20 protein-coding genes are annotated in these 21,911 nt (G+C 71.9%); 7 read left to right on the top strand and 13 right to left on the bottom strand.

What is annotated here, in order from left to right; all coding sequences use genetic code 11:
- Positions 1–207: 207 nt before the first annotated feature.
- The 4 genes from LQ940_RS08060 to LQ940_RS08045 all read right to left on the bottom strand — a co-directional run bounded on the left by LQ940_RS08060 (position 208) and on the right by LQ940_RS08045 (position 4,895).
- Positions 208–1,200 (bottom strand): threonine aldolase family protein, encoded by a 993-nt coding sequence (locus LQ940_RS08060; protein WP_231244012.1) that lies wholly within the window; start codon positions 1,198–1,200, stop codon positions 208–210.
- Positions 1,200–2,651 (bottom strand): class II 3-deoxy-7-phosphoheptulonate synthase, encoded by a 1,452-nt coding sequence (locus tag LQ940_RS08055; RefSeq protein ID WP_374229538.1) that lies wholly within the window; start codon positions 2,649–2,651, stop codon positions 1,200–1,202. Before LQ940_RS08055 ends, LQ940_RS08060 begins: the two co-directional genes overlap by 1 nt.
- Positions 2,584–3,363, bottom strand: a complete 780-nt coding sequence (locus tag LQ940_RS08050; RefSeq protein ID WP_231244010.1) for a hypothetical protein — start codon at positions 3,361–3,363, stop codon at positions 2,584–2,586. The genes LQ940_RS08055 and LQ940_RS08050 overlap by 68 nt, the downstream gene beginning before the upstream one ends.
- Before the next feature lie 80 nt (positions 3,364–3,443).
- Positions 3,444–4,895 carry an APC family permease gene (locus LQ940_RS08045; protein ID WP_231244009.1) on the bottom strand — a complete coding sequence of 484 codons (1,452 nt, stop codon included), beginning with the start codon at positions 4,893–4,895 and terminating at the stop codon, positions 3,444–3,446.
- Positions 4,896–5,100: 205 nt separating this feature from the next.
- Here LQ940_RS08045 and LQ940_RS08040 point away from each other — a divergent pair, with 205 nt between their 5' ends.
- Positions 5,101–6,513 carry an MFS transporter gene (locus tag LQ940_RS08040; protein ID WP_231244008.1) on the top strand — a complete coding sequence of 471 codons (1,413 nt, stop codon included), beginning with the start codon at positions 5,101–5,103 and terminating at the stop codon, positions 6,511–6,513.
- Positions 6,514–6,763: 250 nt separating this feature from the next.
- Positions 6,764–7,978, top strand: coding sequence for an IS110 family transposase (locus LQ940_RS08035; protein WP_231245224.1), 1,215 nt, complete (start codon positions 6,764–6,766; stop codon positions 7,976–7,978).
- 10 nt (positions 7,979–7,988) lie between these two features.
- On the opposite strand, the gene LQ940_RS08030 is transcribed toward LQ940_RS08035, so the two are convergent.
- Genes LQ940_RS08030 through LQ940_RS08020 form a run of 3 tightly spaced genes read right to left on the bottom strand, consistent with a single transcriptional unit; the run spans position 7,989 to position 11,031 of the window.
- Positions 7,989–9,017, bottom strand: a complete 1,029-nt coding sequence (locus tag LQ940_RS08030) for a 6-phosphofructokinase (protein ID WP_231242475.1) — start codon at positions 9,015–9,017, stop codon at positions 7,989–7,991.
- Positions 9,018–9,073: 56 nt separating this feature from the next.
- A complete protein-coding gene (locus tag LQ940_RS08025; protein ID WP_231242474.1) occupies positions 9,074–9,742 on the bottom strand; it encodes a hypothetical protein in 669 nt (222 codons plus the stop codon).
- A 47-nt stretch (positions 9,743–9,789) separates the two neighbouring features.
- Positions 9,790–11,031, bottom strand: a complete 1,242-nt coding sequence (locus tag LQ940_RS08020) for an MFS transporter (RefSeq protein WP_231242473.1) — start codon at positions 11,029–11,031, stop codon at positions 9,790–9,792.
- Positions 11,032–11,112: 81 nt separating this feature from the next.
- On the opposite strand from LQ940_RS08020, the gene LQ940_RS08015 reads away from it, so the two are divergent.
- Both LQ940_RS08015 and glpK read left to right on the top strand, forming a co-directional pair.
- Positions 11,113–11,934: a DUF1028 domain-containing protein gene (locus LQ940_RS08015; protein WP_231242472.1), complete on the top strand. Its 822-nt coding sequence runs from the start codon at positions 11,113–11,115 to the stop codon at positions 11,932–11,934.
- The gene (gene glpK, locus LQ940_RS08010) at positions 11,931–13,403 is read left to right on the top strand and encodes a glycerol kinase GlpK (RefSeq protein WP_231242471.1); all 1,473 of its coding nucleotides are present in this window, start codon (positions 11,931–11,933) and stop codon (positions 13,401–13,403) included. Before LQ940_RS08015 ends, glpK begins: the two co-directional genes overlap by 4 nt.
- A 65-nt stretch (positions 13,404–13,468) precedes the next feature.
- Here the strand turns inward: glpK and LQ940_RS08005 are convergent, their stop codons facing one another.
- Together LQ940_RS08005 and LQ940_RS08000 are read right to left on the bottom strand one after the other, a co-directional pair.
- On the bottom strand, positions 13,469–14,359 hold the full coding sequence (locus tag LQ940_RS08005; protein WP_231242470.1) for a hypothetical protein: 891 nt from the start codon (positions 14,357–14,359) through the stop codon (positions 13,469–13,471).
- A complete protein-coding gene (locus LQ940_RS08000; RefSeq protein ID WP_231242469.1) occupies positions 14,356–15,204 on the bottom strand; it encodes an arylamine N-acetyltransferase family protein in 849 nt (282 codons plus the stop codon). Before LQ940_RS08000 ends, LQ940_RS08005 begins: the two co-directional genes overlap by 4 nt.
- A gap of 38 nt (positions 15,205–15,242) precedes the next feature.
- Here LQ940_RS08000 and LQ940_RS07995 point away from each other — a divergent pair, with 38 nt between their 5' ends.
- The gene (locus LQ940_RS07995) at positions 15,243–16,472 is read left to right on the top strand and encodes an oxygenase MpaB family protein (protein WP_231242468.1); all 1,230 of its coding nucleotides are present in this window, start codon (positions 15,243–15,245) and stop codon (positions 16,470–16,472) included.
- Positions 16,473–16,484: 12 nt separating this feature from the next.
- Here the strand turns inward: LQ940_RS07995 and LQ940_RS07990 are convergent, their stop codons facing one another.
- The gene (locus LQ940_RS07990; protein ID WP_231242467.1) at positions 16,485–17,150 is read right to left on the bottom strand and encodes a response regulator; all 666 of its coding nucleotides are present in this window, start codon (positions 17,148–17,150) and stop codon (positions 16,485–16,487) included.
- Positions 17,151–17,168: 18 nt separating this feature from the next.
- On the bottom strand, positions 17,169–17,672 hold the full coding sequence (locus tag LQ940_RS07985; RefSeq protein ID WP_231242466.1) for a flavin reductase family protein: 504 nt from the start codon (positions 17,670–17,672) through the stop codon (positions 17,169–17,171).
- A 50-nt stretch (positions 17,673–17,722) separates the two neighbouring features.
- Between LQ940_RS07985 and LQ940_RS07980 the strand changes: the two genes are divergently transcribed.
- Positions 17,723–19,201 (top strand): ABC transporter substrate-binding protein/permease, encoded by a 1,479-nt coding sequence (locus tag LQ940_RS07980; protein WP_231242465.1) that lies wholly within the window; start codon positions 17,723–17,725, stop codon positions 19,199–19,201.
- Positions 19,198–19,965: an amino acid ABC transporter ATP-binding protein gene (locus tag LQ940_RS07975; RefSeq protein WP_269214577.1), complete on the top strand. Its 768-nt coding sequence runs from the start codon at positions 19,198–19,200 to the stop codon at positions 19,963–19,965. Before LQ940_RS07980 ends, LQ940_RS07975 begins: the two co-directional genes overlap by 4 nt.
- Here LQ940_RS07975 and macS read toward each other — a convergent pair.
- Positions 19,962–21,023 (bottom strand): MacS family sensor histidine kinase, encoded by a 1,062-nt coding sequence (gene macS, locus LQ940_RS07970; RefSeq protein ID WP_231242464.1) that lies wholly within the window; start codon positions 21,021–21,023, stop codon positions 19,962–19,964. The two genes, LQ940_RS07975 and macS, sit on opposite strands and share 4 nt — an antisense overlap.
- 77 nt (positions 21,024–21,100) lie before the next feature.
- The gene (locus LQ940_RS07965; RefSeq protein WP_231242463.1) at positions 21,101–21,853 is read right to left on the bottom strand and encodes a lysophospholipid acyltransferase family protein; all 753 of its coding nucleotides are present in this window, start codon (positions 21,851–21,853) and stop codon (positions 21,101–21,103) included.
- Positions 21,854–21,911 lie beyond the last annotated feature (58 nt).

Below are 21,911 nucleotides of genomic sequence, written 5' to 3'. Positions count from 1 at the left end.
CGCTTCCCCGACGAAGCTTCATGCGGGAGCCGTGAGTTTCACGCTGGTGGTGCGGCAAAGGTGACCGATGAGTCGCGAGGTACCGCCTGGCCGCACCCGGCCGCGGACCGCATCAAGTTTCACCGGGCACCCGGTGAAACTCACGCCTCCCCGACGAAACTCCATGCGGGAGCCGTGAGTTTCACACCCGCCGTTCGACGCCAGGGACTACAGCGCGCCCAGGACCTTCGCGGCGCGCTCGGCGTCGTCGCGGGTGACACCGAGATGCGTCACCAGCCGTACGACGGTCGGGCCGACGACGGCGACGCGCACTCCGGCCTCGGCCGCGCGGACCACGAAGTCGGCGGCGTCCTGGCGCGGGACGACGACGATGTTGGTGTCCACGGTCGCGGGGTCGACCCCGCACGCCTCGGCGAGGAGCCGGGCGTGGGTGTGGTCGTCGGCGAGCCGCTCGACGTGGTGGTCGAGGGCGTGCAGCCCGGCCGCGGCGAGCACGCCGACCTGGCGCATCCCGCCGCCCATGCGCTTGCGCCAGATCCGGGCCTCGTCGATGGCGTCGCGGCTGCCGACCATCAGTGAGCCCACCGGGGCGCCCAGCCCTTTGGACAGGCACACGGCGATGACGTCGGCCACGGCGCCGTACTCGGCGAGGGGGGTGCCGGTCGCGACGTGCGCGTTCCAGATCCGGGCACCGTCGAGATGGACCGCGGCGCCGGCGCCGACGGCGTACTCGCGCAGGTCGCGCAGGTCCGCCAGCGGGAGCACCGCTCCCCCGGCGAAGTTGTGGGTGTTCTCGACCGAGATGGCCGTGGTCCGCACGAAGAACGGGCCCAGCTCGGGGGCGAACATGCCCTGGATCATCGGCAGGTCGACCTGCCCACGGGGGTGCACCCAGGTGCGCATGGTGACCCCGTTGTACGCGCCGTGGGCGCCGAGCTCGGCGCGCGCGATGTGGGCGCTCGCCTCGCAGAGGACCTCCTGGCCCGGAGCGACGAGGGAGCGGACCGCGAGGACGTTGGCCATCGACCCGGTCGGGGTGAACAGCGCCGCCTCGTGGCCGAGCAGGCCGGCCACGCGCTCCTGGAGCTCCAGGACGGTGGGGTCCTCGCCGTAGACGTCATCCCCGACGTCGGCGCGCGCCATCGCCGCGCGCATCGCCTCGGTCGGCTGCGTGACCGTGTCGCTGCGCAGGTCGATCATCAGGCGCGGCGGAGCATCTCGGCGACCAGGAAGGCCAGCTCGAGGGACTGGACCCGGTTGAGGCGCGGGTCGCAGACCGACTCGTAGCGCCCGCCCAGGTCGGCCTCCAGCAGGGCCTCGCCGCCGCCGACGCACTCGGTGACGTCGTCGCCGGTCAGCTCCACGTGGATGCCACCGGGCCAGGTGCCGAGGCCGTGGTGGACGTCGAAGAAGCCCTGGACCTCGTCGATCACGTCGCCGAACGCGCGGGTCTTGTAGCCCGAGCTGGCCTCGAAGGTGTTGCCGTGCATGGGGTCGCAGACCCAGGCGACGTTGACGCCCTCCGCGGTGACCTTCTCGACCAGCTGCGGCAGCCCGTCGCGGATCTTGCCGGCGCCGAAGCGGGTGATGAAGGTCAGGCGCCCGGCCTCGTTGTCGGGGTTGAGGCGCGCGGCGAGCGCGAGCGCGTCGTCGGGGGTGGTCGACGGGCCGAGCTTGACGCCGATCGGGTTCTGGATGTGGCGCAGCAGCTCGACGTGCGCGTTGTCGAGCTGCCGGGTGCGCTCACCGATCCACAGGAAGTGGGCGGAGACGTCGTAGGGCAGCTGCGTGCGTGAGTCGATGCGGGTCATCGCGTGCTCGTACTCGAGCACCAGGGCCTCGTGCGAGGAGTGGAAGTCGACCCGGTGGAACTCGTCGGGGTCCGCGCCGATCGCCTTCATGAAGGACATCGCGCGGTCGATCTCGTGCGCCAGCTTCTCGTACTGCTGGCCCACGACCGAGTCGCGCACGAAGTCGGTGTTCCAGGTGTGGACCTGGCGCAGGTCGGCGTAGCCGCCGGTGACGAAGGCGCGCACCAGGTTGAGCGTGGACGCCGACGCGTTGTAGACGTCGACGAGCCGCTGCGGGTCGTGCACGCGCGACTCGGCGGTGAAGTCGTAGCCGTTGACGGCGTCGCCGCGGTACGCCGGCAGCGTGACGTCGCCGCGGGTCTCGAGGTCGGAGCTGCGCGGCTTGGCGTACTGGCCGGCGAGGCGGCCCAGCTTCACGACCGGCACGGAGGCGGCGTAGGTCAGCACGACGGCCATCTGCAGCAGCACCCGCAGCTTGTTGCGGACGTTGTCGGCGGTGACGCCGGAGAAGGTCTCGGCGCAGTCGCCGCCCTGGAGCAGGAAGGCCTCGCCGCGGGTCACCGCGGCGAGCTTGGCCTTGAGGTCGTCGCACTCCCCCGCGAAGACCAGCGGCGGCGCAGTGCGGAGGCGGGCGACGGCGGCGTCGACCGCGTCGCGGTCGGCGTACGTCGGCTGCTGGGCCGGCCCCAGGGCGTGCAGGGCGGCGAGGTCGGGGATGTCACTGCTCACCAGCCCAGCGTACGCAGCGCTGCGGCAACGGCCGAACTCGCTCTCACCCGCGGGTGCCGATCTTCCACGTCTTGAGGTAGGTGGAGTTCTTGAAAGCGGTGCAGTTGCCATAGCCGGTCTTGGTGCAGTCGTCGTTGGGGAGGTGGACGGTCACCGAGAACACGGGACGTTTGCCCCGCGGCACCTTGACGATCCGCTGGCTGCTGAGGGACGAGATCTGCCGGGTGTGCTCAGCCTCGTAGACGGTGTGGTCGCCGGTGCTTCCCTCGATGTAGTACCTGGCCTGTTTGTCGCAGAAGCGCACACTTCCCCAGTCCATCGACGCCGAGGCCGGGCCGACGCTGTGCCCGATGGAGAGCCCGATCTCGGCACAGTCGGCCTTGGTCGCCGAGACCGAGGTCGTGTCGGAGAAGTCGACCAGCTTGACCGCGCCGACGTTCTCGATATGCACCTTCATCCAACCCTTCTTGGACTTTCCGTAGCGGTCGGTGTTGTCGACGTCGACGTCGAGGACGTAGAAGTCGTACTTCCGCATGCCCTCCCTGACTCGGTAGGTGTGCAGCTTGACGTGCATCTTTCCCCGAGCGACGCGGTAGCCGTGGAACTCGCAGTAGTAGTCGCGCTTGCGTTCTCGCGACATAGTGCAGACCTTCATCTTCTCGCTGTAGTTGTTGTAGGCCATGTCGTAGGTCCCCGCGACGGGTTTCTCCCCCACCATCACCACGTCACCCTGGACATCGGCCTGGGTTGCCGGGGCCGGCGCAACCATGAGGCCGCCCGCCGTGAGAGTCGCCACCAGCAGCTTCACCAATCGTGTGCGCATTTCATCGCTCCTCGTCTTGACCGGCCACCGAAACTGGCGCGCTCATGCCGTACCCCGATGTGAGCCGGCTCACACTAGGACTACTCCTCGAGGTGCTCGATGTCGCGGAAGCCGGTCTTCTTGGCGCGCACGCCACGGTTGGTCATCCAGGTGATCACCCAAAGCACGACGCCGATGGCGAGCAGGACGCCGGCGATGCGGTACTGGACGTAGTTCTCCGGCAGCCGGGCCCAAGGACCGAGCAGGTAGGCGCAGGACAGGGCGCCCAGCACCGGGAAGGCCGTCGGCGCCTTGAACCGCCCCGCAGGGTCACGGCGCAACACGAGGCAGGCGACGTTGACGATCGTGAACACCGCGAGCAGGAGCAGCGCGGTGGTGCCCGAGAGCGACGTGACGCTGGAGGCGGAGAGGACCACGCGCACCACGAAGATCAGCCCCAGCGCGATGACCGTGGTGAAGACCACCGCGGCCCACGGGGACCGGGTGTTGGGGCTGACCCGGCCGAGGCTGCTCGGCAGCACGTCCTGGCGGGCCATGCCGTAGATCAGCCGGCTGGCCATCAGCATGTTGATCAGGGCGGTGTTGGCCACGGCGAAGACGGTGAGGAAGGGGAACAGCTTGTCGATCGGCACGTCGGGAGCGCCGATCTTCACCACGTCGATGAGAACGCCGGCCTCGGGGTTCGTGGGGCTCGAGATCGTGCCGGAGGGCACGACGGCGACGACCGAGATCGCGACCAGCATGTAGATCAGCACCGCGATGCCGAGCCCGGTCAGCATCACCCTGGGGAAGATCCGCTCCGGTTCGTCGACCTCCTCCACCATGTTGACGGAGTCCTCGAAGCCGACCATGGAGAAGAAGGCGATCGCCGTCGCGATCGTGACTGCCGCGAAGAGCCCCTTGTCGTCCGGGTTCTCGAAGACCGTCACCCGCGACAGGTCGCCGTCGCCGCGGCTGACGGCGAAGATGCCGATGCCGATGACGATCGCGAGCGCGCTGACCTCGACGAGGGTCAAGATGATGTTGAACTTCACGCTCTCGCCGACCCCGCGCAGGTTCACGCCGGCCAGCAGGAGCATGAACGCCAGCGCGACGAGGAGCGAGGCGGTGTCCCCCGTCGGGATGCCCGGCAGGATCTCATCGAGGCCGATCAGCAGGTTGGACGCGAGCAGCCCCGAGGACGTGGAGGCACTGGTGATTCCCGAGCAGACCACCGTGAAGGCCACCAGGAAGGTGATGAAGTGGATCCCGAACGCCTTGTGCGTGTAGAGCGCTGCTCCCGCGGCCTGGGGGTACTTGGTCACGAGCTCGAGGTAGGAGAAGGCGGTCAAGGTGGCCACGGCGAACGCCACGAGGAACGGCAGCCAGGCGATGCCGCCCACTTGGCCGGCGAGGCTGCCGGTGACGGCGTAGACCCCGGCACCCAGGATGTCGCCGACGATGAAGAGGAGCAGCAGCTTCGGTCCGAGGACCCGCTTGAGGCCGGGCTCCCGGCCGTTGACGTCAACGGGCTCCGCGCTCTGTCCGGTCATGTGCTGCCTCCCGCTCGTCGACGATCCCCACCACACTTCCACCACTCACGCTCGCACAAACCTCGTCATTGCGCCGCTCGTGCGGCACGGACCTCGTGAGATACTGATGTCTCGCTAGAGCCACGTTCGTCTCAGGAGATCCCGTGCAGAGCCGCGACGAGGTGCTCGACGCCGCGCTGCGCTGCCTCAACGAGGTAGCGCACCGATGACCGCGGCTACGTCGACGCCCCGGGAGCAGACCCCGGCGACCCGGCGCCGTTGGGCCGGGCTCGCGGTGCTGTCCGCGAGCCTGCTCGTGGTGGTCATGGACATGACCGTCTTGAACCTGGCCCTGCCCGACATGTCCGCGGACCTGCGCCCCGGCCCCGTCGAGCTGCTCTGGATCGTCGACGTCTACCCCCTCGTGCTGGCCGGGCTGCTGGTCGCCGCCGGCTCGCTGGGCGACCGGTGGGGCCGGCGCCGGATGCTGGTGGGCGGCTTCACCGTGTTCGGGCTGGCCTCGCTGGTCGTGCTCGTCGCCGACACCGCCGGCGAGGTGATCGCCGTGCGCGCCCTGCTCGGCGTGGGCGGCGCGATGATCATGCCCTCCACCCTGTCGCTGATCCGGACCCTCTTCTCCGACCCCCGCGAGCGGGCCACCGCGCTCGGGGTCTGGGGCTCGGTCGCCGCCGTCGGGAGCGCCCTCGGGCCGATCGTGGGCGGCGCGCTGCTGGAGCGCTTCAGCTGGCACTCGGCGTTCCTCTTCAACGTCCCCGTGATGGTGGTCGCCGTGGTGGCCGCCCTGGTGCTGCTGCCCGAGAGTCGCTCGGCGCGGCCGGGCCGCCTCGACGTCGCGACGCTGGTGCTGTCGATGCTCGGCATGGTGGCGCTGGTCCACGCGATCAAGCAGCTCGGCAAGGACGGGCCCGACACCGAGGCCGTCGTGGCGACCGTCGTCGCCGTCGTCGCGCTGACGCTGTTCGTACGCCGGTGCCTCGCGGCCGCCGAGCCGATGCTGGAGCTGCGCCTGTTCCGCGGACGCGCCTTCAGCGCCGGCATGCTCACCGCGCTGGTCAGCAGCTTCGCGATGGCCGGGCTGCTCCTGCTGGTCGCCCAGTGGCTCCAGCTGAGCCAGGCCTACGAGCCGTTCGACGCCGGCGTCGCCCTGCTGCCGATGGCGGCCGGCGGCATCCTCGCCGGCCCGTTCGCCCCGGCTCTCGCCGCCCGCATCGGCGCCCGGACGGTGCTCGCCGGCGGGCTGGTCGTGGGCTCGGCCGGCCTGCTGCTCCTCGCCGTCCTCCCGCAGCCCCTGGCCTACCCGGGAGTGGCGGTGGCGCTGAGCCTGGTGGGTCTCGGCCTGGCCTCCCTCGCGGTCGCCTCGGCGGTGATCATGGCCGGCGCGCCGCTCGACCAGGCCGGGAGCGCTGCGGTACTCGAGGAGTCGAGCTACGAGATCGGCGCGGTCCTCGGGGTCGCGATCCTCGGCAGCATCGCCACCACCGCGGGCCTGGGCGCCGCCACCCTCAGTGAGGCGCTCGCCCGCGTCGGGCTCGCGGGCGGACTCGCCATGCTGGCGATCGCCGGACTGGTGGCGCTGCTGGCACCGCGCGAGCTGGACCTCGCCGCGGTCGAGCACTGAGGCGTCACTGGTGGACCGTAGGTCTCAGACAGGCGTATGCCTTGTCTGCACCCCGGTGCTGCTAGGTCACTGCCGAACTGACGCAGTCCCGCCTTGGTGAGGACCTGGCTGACAGTTGCAGGGCCTGGTGGCCCGGGACGTGCAGACCGGCCATAGGGCTTTGCACCGCGAGTGCCGCAGTGACCAACCGGCCGTCACGTCCCGGGGCCGGAGTGCTGATTCCGTGGGCTATACGGAAGGAGCACTAATCATGGAGGCTACGCCCACTTTCGCTGGGATCGACTGGTCCTGGCAGCACCACGCGTTGTGCATCGTCGATGACGATGGGCAGCGCATCGAGGAAGTCACGCTCCCGCACTCGAAGCCGGGACTGGGCAAGATCACGACCTTGCTGCGCCGTCACGGCGTGGCCCAGGTCGGGATCGAACGTGGCGACGGGCCGGTGGTCGAGCATCTGATCCGCGACGGATTCGAGGTCGTGGTGATCTCGGCGCGTCAAGTGAAGTCGCTACGTGCGCGCTACGGCAGTGCAGGCAACAAGGACGACCGGTTCGACGCGTTTGTCCTGGCCGACGCCTTACGCACCGACACCGCACGCTGGGCGGTTGTACAACCCGATACCGAGGAGACGATCGCGTTGCGGATGCTGGTGCGTTCGCGTCACGACTTGATCGATCACCGGATTGCGGTGCATAACCAGCTGTTGGCGGTGTTGCAGCACAACTTCCCCGGAGCGATCGGACTGTTCAGCCAGCTCGACATCGGTATCAGCCTGGCGTTCTTGCGCCGGTTCCCGACCGAAGCCAAGGCCGCGTGGCTGTCCCAGCTTCGAATGGCGCACTGGCTCAAGGCCAATGGCTACTGCGGTCGCCAGAGCGCCGCCGATCTCGTCGACCACCTGCGCAACGCAGCCACCGGACGCGTGAGCGGCCCAGCAGCCGAAGCCAGCGAACTCGTCGTACTCACCCTGGTCGACCTGCTCAGCAAGCTCCGCGAACAGCAATCGATCCTCGAGACCCGGATCAAGGAAGCGCTCCTCGCGCACCCCGACGGCCCGATCTTCCAGTCCCTCCCACGCGCTGGAACCGTGCGCGCCGCAACCCTCCTGGCCGAGATTGGCGACTGCCGCGCCCGCTTCCCAGATGCCGCCGCGCTCGCCGCAGCCGCCGGGGTCGCACCCTCAACCAGACAGTCCGGCAAACACCTCAACGTCGCCTACCGACGCGGCTGCAACAAGACTCTCCGCGCCGCGCTCATCGACTGGGCTCAAGACACCCCGCGCGCCAACGCCTGGGCCCGCGATACCTACGACCGCGCCCGCCAGCGCGGCTGCCGCCACCCCCACGCGGCAAGGATCCTGGCCCAAGCCTGGACCAGGATCCTCTGGCGCTGCTGGCACGACCAAGTGCCCTACAACCCCGACCTACACGGCCGGCTCAGCCTCATCACCAAGGAGGCTGCTTGACATAGGGCTGTCAGCCGAAGAAGACCTCGGCCTCGGCGTACTCCTCGGGGCTCACCAGCTTGAGCTCGGCCGTGCCCTCGCTGAGCGGGACCCGGATGATCTTGGTGCCGCGCAGCGCCATCATCGTGCCCCAGTCGCCGTCGGCGACCGCGTCGGCCGCCTGCAGCCCGAAGCGCGTGGCCAGCCAGCGGTCGAACGCCGTGGGCGTGCCGCCGCGCTGGATGTGACCGAGGACCACCGCGCGCGCCTCCTTGCCGGTGCGCTGCTCGATCTCGCTCGCCAGCCGGTCGCCGATGCCGCCGAGCCGCACGTGGCCGAAGGCGTCCTGCTCCCCCGACACCAGCGTCATGGAACCGCCCTCGGCGGGCACGGCGCCCTCCGAGACCACGATGACCGGCGCGTACTTGGTCTTGAACCGCGCCTCGACGTCGGCGCAGAGCCGGTCGATGTCGAAGGGCTGCTCGGGGATCAGGACGGCGCTGGCGCCGCCGGCGATGCCGGCGTGCAGCGCGATCCAGCCGGCGTGACGGCCCATGACCTCGACCACGAGCACGCGGTGGTGCGACTCGGCGGTCGTGTGCAGGCGGTCGATGGCCTCCGTGGCGATGTTGACCGCGGTGTCGAAGCCGAAGGTGAAGTCGGTGCCCGACAGGTCGTTGTCGATGGTCTTGGGTACGCCGACCACGTGCACGCCGAGGTCGGCCAGCTTCGTCGCGACCCCCAGGGTGTCCTCGCCGCCGATGGCCACGAGCGCGTCGACCCCGTGCTGCTCGAGGTTGTCCTTGATCCGCTCCACGCCGTTCTCGATCTTGAACGGGTTGGTGCGCGAGGAGCCGAGGATCGTGCCGCCGCGCGGCAGGATGCCGCGGCACTGGTCGATGCCGAGCTCCATCGTCAGGCCCTCCAGCGGGCCCTTCCAGCCGTCACGGAAGCCGACGAACTCGAACCCGTGGGTGCGGACCCCCTTACGGACGACTGCGCGGATCACCGCGTTCAGTCCGGGGCAGTCGCCACCTCCGGTGAGCACTCCGACGCGCATGGGACCTCCTGGCTGGAACGTTCAACTGGACTCCCACACCCTAGTGAGGAAGTCCGTCACGTGGCGAGGGCGCCCGCCAGCACCGCGATGCCGACCCCGGTCAGCACGCCGAGGACCGCGCATCCGAACGCGGCCAGGTAGCCGCCGGCGACGCTGCTGTCCGTCGGCAGCCGCTCGGTGCCCCACCGCGGGTCGGAGGCGATGGCGGCCAGCTGCTCGGAGGTGACCCGGTCGTCCAGCACCGCCGCCTCGCGCTCGTGCGGGTGCAGCAGGACGGCGACCGGGGCCCGGCGTGCCTCGAGCCCGCCCATGGCGGGCACCAGGGCGGCCACCCGGCGCGAGCCGCCCTCGGTCAGCACGGTCACGACGAGAGCGACCGAGGGGCTCGGCAGCGGGTGCGGCGTGCCGGCCAGGTACGCCGGCTCGCGCCGCGCACGCCGGCTGCGGACGACCCGGCCGATGGCCGGGGTCGCGGTGACCCGGCCCGTGACGATCTCCTCGCCGGCGCGGACCAGCGCCGCCTTGAACCGCCGGTCGACGCGGCGGTTCCAGACCACCACCGCGACGCACCACCCGATCATCACCGCCAGGCCGAGACCGAACAGCACGGCGGCCACCGTCCAGTTGTCCCCGGCCAGGACGAAGAGCGAGCCGAGGGCAAGCGCCGGCCCCAGCGTCTGGGTGAACAGCATGCTGCGGGTCTGCCACGTGAGGTCGTTGAGCACGGCGACATCCTGCCCCGGGCGGACGCGCTCCAACCGCAGTGGCGAGCTCAGGCAGGCAGGGGGTCCTCGACCCGGTTGGTGACCCGCTGGGCGGCGCGCGGCATGACGGTCCCCAACCGGGCGGCGAAGAGCATCCCCGCCACGGCGACCGCGACGAAGGCGGCCCACACCGGCTCCGGGCCGCGGTCGAGCAGCCAGGCGATGCCGACCGGCGCAGCCGCGCCCGAGCCGTTCCAGGCCAGCTGGATGAGCGAGAGGTAGCGACCGCGCAGGTGCTCGGGAGCGGCCTCGGCCGACAGGGCCCCGTGCACCGGCCCGCCCACGAGCTCGCCGAGCGTGTAGACGACCGACCCGACCAGCACCACGACGGTCGCCAGCACCGCCGAGAGCCGGCTCGCCCCGAGCAGGACCACGAACGACGCCGCGAAGGTGGCGTTGGCGCTCATCAGCACCCGCCAGCGCACCCGTCCGGTCAGACCGCGCACGACGAGCCCTTGACCGAAGCCGACCATGATCGTGTTGAGCGTGAAGATCGCGCCCGTGACCCACCCCGCCAGCCCGAGCACCTCGGTGGCGTAGACCGGCATCGCGAAGTTCAGGGCCATCATCGAGGTCGAGTAGGCCAGCTGCGCGAGGAACAGCACCCGGTAGGGGCGGTCGGCCAGCACGAGCGCCCACGAGCCGGGCTCGGCCCGGACCGCGGTCCCGGAGTGCGTGGCGGGCACGGCGAGCAGCAGGGCGAGCGCGACGGCGTACGACGCCGCGTTGGCGACGACCACGGTGGCGTAGGCGCCGGGCGTGCCGACGGTGATGGCGACGCCGGCGGCCAGCCCGCCGACGGCGAAGCCGACGTTGCGCAGGGCACCGAGGAAGCCGAACCACTTCTCGCGCTCCCCCGGGGCGGAGATCGCCGTGACGATGTTGCCGAAGGAACCCCAGAAGGCGGTGCGGCCGAGGGTCACCACGACGGTCCAGAGCGTGACGACGGCGAACGAGTCGGAGACCAGGTAGGCCGCGAAGCCGACCGCCTGCAGGACGTTGCCGGCCAGCAGGACGCGCTTGGCCCCGATGCGGTCGACGACCGAGCCGATCAGCGGGCCGGCGGGCAGCGCCACCAGGCTCGCCAGGGAGATGGCGCCGCCGACCTGCACCAGGGTGAGGTCGGTGGTGACCAGGAAGTAGAGCATCGAGACCGGCATGAAGACGCCGCTGCCGACCGCGTCGATGGCCAGCGCCGTGACGAAGCGCCGGTGGTCACCGACGGCGGGGAACCCCAGACGTTGCAGCACTCGACCATCCTGCGGGCTCAGGTGGGGTCGAGGGCAAGCGGTTACCGGACATCACAGCGGGCGGTGGCTACAGTCGCGCGCATGACGTTCTCGATCGTGGCCCGCTCCGCCGACGGTGAGTCCTGGGGGGTCGCGGTGGCCTCGAAGTTCCTGGCCGTGGGTGCCGTGGTCCCCGCCGCCGTGGCCCAGGTCGGAGCCATCGCCACGCAGGCGGACGCCAACGTCGCCTACAAGGGCATCGCGCTCGCGCACCTCGACGAGGGCGCCACGGCCCCCGTCGCCCTCCAGCGCCTGCTGGAGGAGGACGAGGGGCGCGAGGAGCGCCAAGTGGGGATCGTCGACGTCGACGGCAGCGCCGCCTCCCACACCGGGCAGGCCTGCATCGACTGGGCCGGCGGCGTGATCGGCGAGGGCTACGCCATCCAGGGCAACTGCCTGGCCGGCCCCGAGGTGGTCGAGGCGATGGAGCAGGCCTGGCACGCCTCCGCCGCCGACGCCCCGCTCGCGGACCGGCTGCTATTGGCGCTGGCCGCCGGTGACGCGGCGGGCGGCGACAAGCGCGGGCGGCAGTCGGCGGCGCTGCTGGTGGTGAGCGAGGGCGCCGGGTACGGCGGCGGCGACGACATCGCCGCAGACCTGCGCGTGGACGACCATCCGGCACCCATCGACGAGCTCGCGCGGCTGCTGGAGCTCAACGATCTCTACCTGACCGCCTCCACCGAGGAGGACCAGGTGCCAGTGACGCCCGAGCTCGAGGCCGAGCTCGAGGCCTTCGCCCGCGCGGCCGGCCACCCCGGTTTCCTGGCCTGGGTCGGCACCGAGAACTACGAGATGAGGGTCGCCCCCGACCTCGCGTGGATCGACCGGCGGGTGCTCGCCATCGTGCGGGACGAGACCCGGTGAGCGTCCTCGCGATCGACGCCGGCACGACCGGCGTCACCGCCGTGGTGGTGACGCCCGAGGGACGGATCGCCGCCAAGGGCTACCAGGAGTTCGCGCAGCACTTCCCCCAGCCGGGGTGGGTCGAGCACGCGCCCGAGGAGATCTGGCAGGCGACGCTGCAGGCGACGCGCGACGCCCTCAAGCAGGTCGACGCCGCCGAGCTGACCGGCATCGGGATCACCAACCAGCGCGAGACGATCCTGCTCTGGGACCGCGAGACGCTCGGCTCCCCGCGGCGCGCCATCGTCTGGCAGGACCGCCGTACGGCCGACATCTGCACACGGCTGCGCGACGCCGGCCACGAGGACCGCGTCACCGAGCTGACCGGGCTGCGCCTGGACCCGTACTTCTCCGGCACCAAGCTCACCTGGCTGGCCGAGAACGAGCCGCGGACCTGGGGGCTGGTCGAGTCCGGCCGCTACGCCGTCGGCACCGTCGACTCCTACCTCATCGCGCGGATGACCCGCGGCCTCGAGCACGTCACCGACGTCTCCAACGCGTGCCGCACCCTGCTCTTCGACCTCACCATCGGCGACTGGTCCGACGAGCTCTGCTCGCTGTTCGGGGTCCCGCGCGGCGCGCTGCCGGAGCTGGTGCCCAACTGGGGCGACATCGCGACCACTGACCCGCGCTCGTTCCTCGACCTCGAGCTGCCGATCGCCGGCATCGCGGGCGACCAACAGTCGGCGCTCTTCGGGCAGACCTGCTTCGACGAGGGCGACTCCAAGTGCACCTACGGCACCGGGTCGTTCATCCTCACCAACACCGGCACCACCTTGCAGCGCTCCGACGCCGGACTGCTCTCGACGGCGGCCTGGCGCTCCCCCGACGGCGAGCTCACCTACGCCCTGGAGGGCGCGATCTTCGTGACCGGCGCGGCCGTGCAGTGGCTGCGCGACGGGCTGCAGATCGTGGGCTCGGCCGCCGAGACCGCGGCGATCGCGGCGACCGTCAAGGACACCGAGGGCGTCGTCTTCGTGCCGGCGCTCACCGGCCTCGGCGCCCCGCACTGGGACCCGCACGCGCGGGGCATGATCATCGGCATCACCCGCGGCACCACCCGGGCCCACCTGGTGCGCGCGACGCTCGAGGCGATCGCCTTCGAGGTCCGCGACGTGCTGGACACCATGCCCACGCGCGCCTCGCTGCGCGTCGACGGCGGCGCCTCCGCCAACGACCTGCTCTGCCAGGTCCAGGCCGACCAGCTGGGCGTGTCCGTCGAGCGGCCGCAGCTGGTGGAGACCACCGCCCTGGGCGCGGCGTTCCTGGCCGGGCTCGGCACCGGGGTCTGGTCCTCCACCGACGACCTGCGCGACACCTGGCAGCTCGACCGCCGCTTCGAGCCCGCCACCGACCGCCCCACCGCCGACGCCGCCTACGCCCGCTGGCAGGACGCCGTCGAGCGCGCGAAGGGCTGGACTAGCGCCTAGCCGAACGGGTAGTCCCGGACGTTTGTGTCATCGACGTCGGCGATCCATGACACGAACGTCAGGGACTACCGCAGCTTGGCGACCGACCTGGCCGCGGCGTCGCGGGCCCGGGTCGCCTCGTCGAGGGTCTGCTTGGCCTCGGTACGGGCGTCCTCGGCCTCGTCGAGCTCGTCGTCGACCTCCTCCGAGGTCGTCTCCAGCTCGGCCAGGCGGCGCTTGAGCTCGTCGATCTCGGCCTGCACCTGCATCGAGCGGGCCTCGAGCTCCTCGACGGCACCGTTGACCTCGTCGTACGCCGCCCGCGCCGCGACCAGCTCCTCCTCCGCGGCGTCGAGGGCCTCCTGGGCGGCCGCGAGCGCCTTCGCATCCGCCTCCGGGTCGGGTACGACGTGCAGCTCGGGGCGGGCCGCGGGCGCCTCCTCGACCTGGGTGGCGGTGAACCCCAGCGCCTCGGGCACCGCCACGGCGCCGCTCAGGTCGGTCTCGCCGACGCCGGTGGTCGCGAGGGCCGTCACCAGCAGCCCGCTGCGCACCGCCTCCGCGCACCGCTCATCGAGCATCGCGGCGGTGAGCGTGGACTCGACCTGGTCCCCCACGGCCGACGTCACCTTGACCCCGGCGGCGGACGCCAGCGACCGCGCCTGCTGGGTGATCGCGGCGGTGACCTGGCGGCGCTGGCGGGTGAGAGCCCGCAGCTCGTCGCCGGACATCGACGCCTGGGCCTCGCGGAGGGAGGCGCCGACCTCGAGGATCCGCTGCACCTGCTCACCCTCGCGCCGCACCAGCAGGTTGACCACCCACGCGGCCACCGACGGCTTCTTCAGCGCCTTGACCGGCCCGGCGAGGTCGGTGCCCTTGAGCGCCTTGGCGCGGGCGTCGCGGGTGGGCGTGAAGTCCGGCAGCCCGAGCGCGTAGAGCTCGTCGGCGACCTCGAGCAGGTCGGCGCCGGCGCTCACGGCCGCCCCGCCGCGACCCAGCCCTCGTGGGCTGCCAGCGTGCGCTGGAAGAGCGCGCGCAGGTCCTGCTCGGCGAACCCGTCCAGCGAGACGCCCAGACGCAGGAGCTCGCCGGCCCAGGCGTCGTAGGTGGTGAGGTCCCGCTGGTGCGTCCCGTCCCCGTCCTGCCGCGTGGCGACGCAGCCCCGCAGCGTGTCGCCGCCGTCCTCGTCGCGGCGCTGGACCACGAGGATCCGGGCGAACGCGCCGTCGGGGGGCGTCGACAGCACGGCGTGGGCGGCCAGCACGGCCGCCGGGTCCGTGGCCCGGTCGGTCACCTCCAGGCCGACGAAGCTGCCGGACGGGTCGTTGCGGAAGGACCAGCCGTCGGGGCGCACCTCGGTGATCGCGAACCGGAACGGCCCGTCGTCGTACTCGCCCACCACCAGCGGCAGCGGCTCCCAGAAGCCCTCACCCAGCCCCACGTCGGGCCACCAAAGACCGCCCGGGTTGTCCGGCGTCGGCAGCCCGGAGACCACCAGCGCCAGGTGGTTGAGGAAGGTGTCGTCGCGCGACTCCTCGTGCGTCCACACGTGGCCGTGGCGCCGCTCGACGGTGAACCCCAGGCTGACCAGGACCAGCTCGAGCACGGCGTTCTGGTGCAAGCAGTAGCCGGCACGGCCGTGGTCGACGACGCGCCGCAGGCTGGAGTCCGGATCCACGGAGGGACCCTGGCCGAGCATGATGCCGAGGTTCTCGTACGGCACGTGCTCCAGGTGGCGGCGGTGCAGCAGGCGCAGCGACTCCAGCGTCGGGGGCAGCGCCTGGTCGACACCCAGGCGCCCGAGGTAGGCGCGGATCGGCACGCGACGAGCATAGGGCCGCCCGGCCCTATGCTCTCGCCATGGGAGCAGAGACCGCAGCGACCGGCCTGCCGACGACCGTGCGTCACGCGGACGAGGCGAGGCGCCGGTTCGGGGACTTCGCGACGACGTACTTCGAGGCGATGTGGCGCGGAGACCCGCTCGCCGACGCGTTCGTCGCCGACTTCGGCGAGCTGGGCCACGGTCGCGCGATGCGGATGCTCAAGACCGCGTGCCGCGACGGCATCGACGCCGTGGCCGGGGCGCCCGACTCGCTGCGCGCCCTCTTCGCACAGCTCGACGAGGTCCCCGACTGGGTCGACCTGGACCGGATCGACCGCGACAGCGCCCACATCGGCCGCTACACGCGCCAGTCCGGCATCGTCCTCGGCGCCGCGTCGCTGGTCAGCGGCTACGCCAACTCGGCCGCGTCCCGGCCGCTGGAGATGACCGGCCGCTACCTCGAGAGCGCCGGCGCGCGCACCATCGAGGTCGGCTCCTGGCTGGTGGAGGTCAGCCGCGGTGGTGGGCTCCGGCGCCACGCGTCGGGCTTCGAGCTCACCGTGCGGGTGCGGGTCATCCACGCGCTGGTGCGCAGCGCCCTGCGCGACGACCCCGCCTGGGACCTGCGAGCGTGGGGGGTGCCGATCTGCCAGGCCTTCCTGGCCTACACGCTGATCGAGTTCTGCCTGATCCCGGTGCGCGGCATGCGCGCGATCGGGGCGCCGTACCTGCCGGCCGAGGAGGACGCGGCCTACGCCCGCTGGCGCTACCTCGGCCACCTACTCGGCATCGACGCGGCCCTGCTGCCGCGCGACCGGCAGGAGCAGGAGCGGCTGGAGGAGATCTATCTGCTCACCCGCCCGCCGGTCGACGCCTACTGCCGCGACCTCGTCGGCAGCATCAACTCCGAGTTCCTGGTGCCGGAGATCGAGGCGCTGCTGCCGGCCCGCCCCGCGCGGCTGCGCCGCCTGGCGCCGCCGGTGGTGCACGGGCTCGAGCGGGTCTTCCTGGGCGACGAGATCGCCGACGAGCTCGGGATCGCCCCCGCACCGCGCACCACGCGCCTCATCGAGCGCGTGGGCCCGGTGCTGGCGAGGGTCAACGCCACTCTCGACCGGCAGGCGTGGACCCTGGAGCCGCGACGGCGCCTGGGCGAGCGCTACCGGCTCAAGCAGGACGAGCGGCTGCGCAGCCGCTACTCCGTGCGCCACGACCTGGTCGACGAGTCGCCGGCCGGGGGCCGCCCGCACCCGGCCCGCGGCGCCTGAGCGCGAGCCCGCTCAGTCCTCGTCCAGCCCCTGCGCGATCGCCCAGCGGGTGAGCTCGACGCGGTTGTGCATCTGCAGCTTGCGCAGCGTGTTCTGGACGTGGTTCTGGACGGTGCGGTGCGAGAGCACGAGGCGCTCGGCGATCTGCTTGTAGGACATGCCCTTCGCGACCATCTTGAGGATCTCGGTCTCCCGCTCGGTCAGCCGCGGCCGCAGCGGGTCCTCGACCGGCTCCAGCAGCCGCCGGAACTCCCCCAGCACCAGCCCGGCCAGCCCGGGGGTGAAGACCGTGTCGCCCGCGGCCACCCGCCGTAGGGCGCTCAGGAGCTCCTCGCGCGAGGCCGACTTGACCAGGTAGCCGGTCGCCCCCGCCTTGACCGCCTCGAGCACGTCGGCCTGCTCCCCGGACGCCGAGAGGATCAGCACCCGCGCGGCCGGGTCCTGCCGGAGCACCTCGGCGGTCACCGCGACGCCGTTGGGCTCGGGGATCTGCAGGTCGAGCACGACCACCTGCGGCCGGCAGGCCGGGAAGCGGGCCAGCGCCTCCGAGCCGCTGCTCGCGACGCCCACCACGTCGAAGCCCGCGGCCTGCAGGTCGCGCTCCACGGCGTCGCGCCACATGGGGTGGTCGTCGACGACCATCACCCGGGTCGGCGGCTGGTCGGTCTCCGAGGTCATGGGCTGGACCCTAGAGGACTACGGGCGCAGGTAGCGCCCGCGCCGGTGCAGCAGCGGCGCGTCGTCCTCGCCCACCGCGAGCGAGTCGAGCCGGCAGGTGACCTCCAGCGACCAGCCGACCTCGCGGCTGTCGGCCAGGCTCACGGCGGCCCAGGTCCCGCTCGAGGCGAGCCGCGGGCCCCACTCGGTCTCCTCGAAGGCGCCCATCCGGAACGGGCCGCCCGGAGCGGGGGCGGTGCCGGCGAAGGCGTCGGCCAGGTCGCGGTCCGGCCACGACAGCAGCTGCACGACGCCGCGACCGGTCTCCAGCAGGCGCTCGGTGAGGTCGGCGTCCGGGTCGAGCAGCGCGAGGACGTGGGCCGGCTCGCCGTTGGCCAGCATCAGCGAGGTCACGGTGAGTCCGGAGCGGTCCCGGCCCGCCCCGGCCGTCCACAGGCTGACCGCACCGCCGAGGCGGCCCCGCAGCCGGCGTACCGGATCGGGGTCGGCGTCGGCGAACGGGTGCGTGCTGTGGATGGTCACAGGGGGAGCCTAGGTCGAGACGGGCCACCTGCTCGTGGCACGCTGCCGTGGTGAAGACGAGGATCCGGGTCCTGGCCATCCTGGGCGCACTGCTCGGGCTCGGCGCGCTGCTCCCGCTCCCCCAGGCGGCCGCGGACGACGACGGCCGGGTGCTGCGGGTCGGCACCGAGGGCACCTACCCGCCGTTCACGTTCGTCGACCCGCGCACCGAGGAGCTCACCGGCTACGACATCGAGGTGATGAGCGCGGTCGCCGAGGAGGCGGGCTGGGGCGAGCCGGAGTACGTGCAGTCGACGTTCGACGCGCTCTTCCCGGCGCTGGACGCCGACCGGATCGACGTCATCGCCAACCAGGTGACGATCAACCCCGAGCGCGAGGCGCGCTACCTGTTCACCCGCCCCTACACCTACTCGCGCGGGGTCATCGTGACCGCCGCCGGCACCGACGACATCACGACGCTCGAGGACCTGAAGGGCCGAACCGCGGCCCAGTCCGAGACCAGCAACTGGGCCCAGGTCGCGCGCGACGCCGGAGCGAAGGTGCAGTCGGTGGAGGGCTTCGCCCAGGCCGCCGAGCTGCTCGTGCAGGGGCGCGTCGACGTCATCGTCAACGACAACATCGCCGTGCTCGACTACCTCGCCTCGACCGGGTCCGACGACATCAAGATCTCCGGGAACGCCGGCGAGGAGATCAGCCAGCAGGCGCTGGTCTTCCGCAAGGACGACGCCGCCCTGCGCGACCAGGCCGACCGGGCGCTCGCGCGGCTCGGCGCCGACGGCACGCTCGCGGAGATCTCCGAGGAGTACTTCGGAGCCGACGTCTCGGTGGCGGACCCCGACGAGGTCGACGTCGCCAGGGACCGCGACAGCCGGAGCTGGGTGGGAGTGCTCCAGGACGCCGCCTGGCCGATGGTGCGCGGCGCGATCCAGGGCACCATCCCGCTGACGGTCATCAGCTTCGCCGCCGGGCTGCTGATCGGACTCGGGGTGGCGCTGGCCCGGATGTCGGCGTCGCCGCTGCTGAGCGCCCCGGCCCGCTTCTACATCTCGTTGATCCGCGGCACCCCGCTGCTGGTCCAGCTGTTCATCTTCTTCTACGGCTTCTCCCAGATCGGGCTGACGCTACCTGGGTTCCTCGCGGCGTGCCTGGCGCTGAGCCTCAACGTCGGCGGGTACGCCGCCGAGATCATCCGCGCCTCGATCCTGTCGGTGCCGCGTGGCCAGCTCGAGGCGGCGACCACCATCGGCATGGAGCGCTGGCAGGCGATGCGCCGGATCGTGCTGCCCCAGGCCGCGCGGATCGCCGTCCCGCCGCTGTCCAACACGCTGCTGTCGCTGGTCAAGGACACCTCGCTGGTGTCGGTCGTGCTGGTGACCGACCTGTTCCGCGAGGCGCAGAACGCCGCGGCGTTCAGCGGCGAGTTCATGCCGCTCTACATCTTCGCCGCCCTGTACTACTGGGTCATCTGCTTCGCCCTGTCGATCGGGCAGAACGCCCTGGAGAAGCGACTGGGAAGGTACGCCGTATGAGCACCCCGCTGATCGAGGTCCGCGGCCTCACGAAGTCGTTCGGGGACACCCCGGTGCTGAAGGGCGTGGACTTCACCGCCGACTCAGGCACCGCCACCGTGCTGCTCGGCCCGTCCGGGTGCGGCAAGACCACCGTGCTCCGCTCCCTCAACGTGCTGGAGACCCCCGACGCGGGGTTGGTGCGCATCGGGGACGCCGCGGTTGACTTCCGCGAGCTGCCGAGCGACAAGGCCACGCGGCGCCGGCAGATCCGGACGCTGCGGGCGCGCAGCGGGATGGTCTTCCAGTCCCACAACCTCTTCCCCCACAAGACCGTGCTCGGCAACCTGATCGAGGGACCGGTCCAGGTGCAGGGTCGCCCCGAGGAGGAGGCCGTGGCCGACGCCCGGCAGCTGCTGGAGCAGGTGGGTCTCGCGGGTCGCGAGGACGCCCATCCCGCCGACCTGTCGGGCGGCCAGCAGCAACGCGTGGGCATCGCCCGGGCGCTCGCGCTCAAGCCGGACGTCGTGCTCCTCGACGAGCCGACCTCGGCTCTGGACCCCGAGCTGGTCGGTGAGGTGCTCGGCGTCATCCGGGACCTGTCCGAGGAGGGCTGGACGATGGTGATCGTCACCCATGAGGTGCGCTTCGCGCGCGAGGTCGCCGACCAGGTGCTCTTCATGGACGGCGGGGTCATCGCCGAGCGGGGCGGCGCGGAGGTCCTCGTCGAGCCGCGGCACGAGCGCACGCAGCAGTTCCTGCGCAGGGTGCTCGAGGCCCGTTAGCCCGGCTGGGTCCGCGGCACGACCAGCTCCCACTCGGTGCCGAACGAGCCGGTCGTGAGCTCGGCGGTGCCGCCGAGGTCGGCCATGCGCCCGCAGATCGACTCGCGGACCCCCAGCCGGCCCTCGCGGGCCGCGTCCTCGAGCCGGCCGGCCGGGATGCCGGGTCCCTCGTCGCGGACCGAGACCTCGATCCGCTCGGGCAGCGCCTCCAGGAGCACCCACGCCGGGGCGTCGGCGCCGACGTGGACGGCCACGTTGTCCAGGCAGGCGGAGACGACCGCCCGCAGCTCGGCGACCACCGCGGCGGGCAGCTCGACCGGCGTACCGGGCGTGGCGACGGTGACGTGGCCCCGCGCGCCGAGCTCGGCGAGTGCGGCGGCGAGGTCGGCGGTCGCGTCGGGCGCGGTCGAGGAGACGGCGTCCTGGGAGCGGATCAGGGTGCGCAGCACCTGCTCCTGCTCTCCGGCCAGACGCCCCAGGTCGGCCGCCTCCCCGCCCAGCTCCGCTCCGCGGCGCTGGACGAGCGCGAGCACCTGGAGCACCCCGTCGTGCACGGTGCGGGCCAGGCGGGCGCGCTCGGCCTCGGCGAGGGCGGCGCGCTGGGCCTCGTCGCGCTCACGCGCCATGAGCTGCAGCGACTCGCACAGGAAGCCCACGATGGGCCCCGCGACCAGCAGCAGGAAGATGTTGGCGTAGTTGGTCTGCGTCAGGTCCTCGCGGACCGCGGCGTCGACCCCGGCCACGCAGACCGAGGCGAACAGCCCGCCGCGCCAGTGGTGGTGGATCGCCCAGGCGAAGATCGGGCACGCGACCCAGAAGCCGGGGATCGAGGCGTTGAACCACTCCCCCTTCACCAGCGGCGTCACCGCGAGCAGCGCCACGGTCACCGCCAGGTCGGCGCCCAGCAGCCGGCGGGTACGGCGCGCCGGGTCCGCGTAGGCCCTCAGCGTCACGCCCGTCCAGACCACCATGACCGCGGCGCAGACCAGCGCCCATCGCGGGTGGTCGAAGCCGTCGGCGCGGTAGAGGTTCAGCGCGAGGGCGTAGACCAGCAGCACCACCCGCAGGATGCCCAGCGCCCGGAACAGCCGGTCCTCGACGTCGAGCGCCGGGCGGGTCCAGAGCCGCAGCTGGGTCAGGACGCCTTCTTCTGCTCGTCGCCGTCACGGGGCGAGATCGAGTCCGCCTTCGCCTTGGCCTCGGCCTCGAGCCGCTTGGACTCCTCCTTGGCGCGGCTGGCGTACATGTCGACGTACTCCTGGCCGGAGAGCCGCATGATCTCGTACATGATCTCGTCGGTGATCGAGCGCAGGATGTAGCGGTCGTTCTCCAGGCCCGCGTAGCGGGAGAAGTCGAGCGGCCTGCCGAAGCGCACGACCGGTCGGGTGAACGACCCGAAGGTCTTGCCCGGGGGCGCCACGACGTCGGTGCCGACCACGGCGACGGGGATCACGGGGACCCCGGTCTCCAGGGCGAGCCGGGCGACCCCGGTCTTGCCGCGGTAGAGCCGGCCGTCGTGGGAGCGGGTGCCCTCGGGATAGATCCCGAACAGGTCGCCCTCCTCGAGGATCCGCTTCGCCGACGACAGGGCGCCCTCGGCCGCGGAGGCGCTGGAGCGGTCGATGGGGACCTGCCCCGCGCCGGAGAAGAACAGCTTCTGGAACCAGCCCTTGATGCCCGGGCTCGTGAAGTACTCCGCCTTGGCCACGAACGTCACTCGACGCGGGAGCGTGAGCGGCATGAACAGCCAGTCGGCATAGGAGAGGTGGTTGCTCGCGAGGATCGCCGGGCCCACCTCGGGCACGTGCTCGGCTCCCTCCACCTGCGGGCGGAACACGACGCGCAGCAGCGGGCCCAGCGCGACCCACTTGAGGAACCAGTAGAACAACGAAGCACCCTTCCTCATCGCCGACCCCGGCGGCTGGCCCGGACCTGGGGGCAGCGTA

The sequence above is a fragment of the Nocardioides sp. cx-173 genome (genome assembly GCF_021117365.1).
GTDB lineage: Bacteria > Actinomycetota > Actinomycetes > Propionibacteriales > Nocardioidaceae > Nocardioides.
This window is presented reverse-complemented; position numbering and strand designations above follow the sequence as displayed.

Coding starts and splice junctions, on each gene's coding strand:
- LQ940_RS08060 (WP_231244012.1), bottom strand. CDS start 1,200: ATGATCGACCTGCGCAGCGACACGGTCACGCAGCCGACCGAGGCGATG.
- LQ940_RS08055 (WP_374229538.1), bottom strand. CDS start 2,651: ATGGCAACTGCACCGCTTTCAAGAACTCCACCTACCTCAAGACGTGGA.
- LQ940_RS08050 (WP_231244010.1), bottom strand. CDS start 3,363: ATGCGCACACGATTGGTGAAGCTGCTGGTGGCGACTCTCACGGCGGGC.
- LQ940_RS08045 (WP_231244009.1), bottom strand. CDS start 4,895: ATGACCGGACAGAGCGCGGAGCCCGTTGACGTCAACGGCCGGGAGCCC.
- LQ940_RS08040 (WP_231244008.1), top strand. CDS start 5,101: ATGACCGCGGCTACGTCGACGCCCCGGGAGCAGACCCCGGCGACCCGG.
- LQ940_RS08035 (WP_231245224.1), top strand. CDS start 6,764: ATGGAGGCTACGCCCACTTTCGCTGGGATCGACTGGTCCTGGCAGCAC.
- LQ940_RS08030 (WP_231242475.1), bottom strand. CDS start 9,017: ATGCGCGTCGGAGTGCTCACCGGAGGTGGCGACTGCCCCGGACTGAAC.
- LQ940_RS08015 (WP_231242472.1), top strand. CDS start 11,113: ATGACGTTCTCGATCGTGGCCCGCTCCGCCGACGGTGAGTCCTGGGGG.
- LQ940_RS07995 (WP_231242468.1), top strand. CDS start 15,243: ATGGGAGCAGAGACCGCAGCGACCGGCCTGCCGACGACCGTGCGTCAC.
- LQ940_RS07990 (WP_231242467.1), bottom strand. CDS start 17,150: ATGACCTCGGAGACCGACCAGCCGCCGACCCGGGTGATGGTCGTCGAC.
- LQ940_RS07975 (WP_269214577.1), top strand. CDS start 19,198: ATGAGCACCCCGCTGATCGAGGTCCGCGGCCTCACGAAGTCGTTCGGG.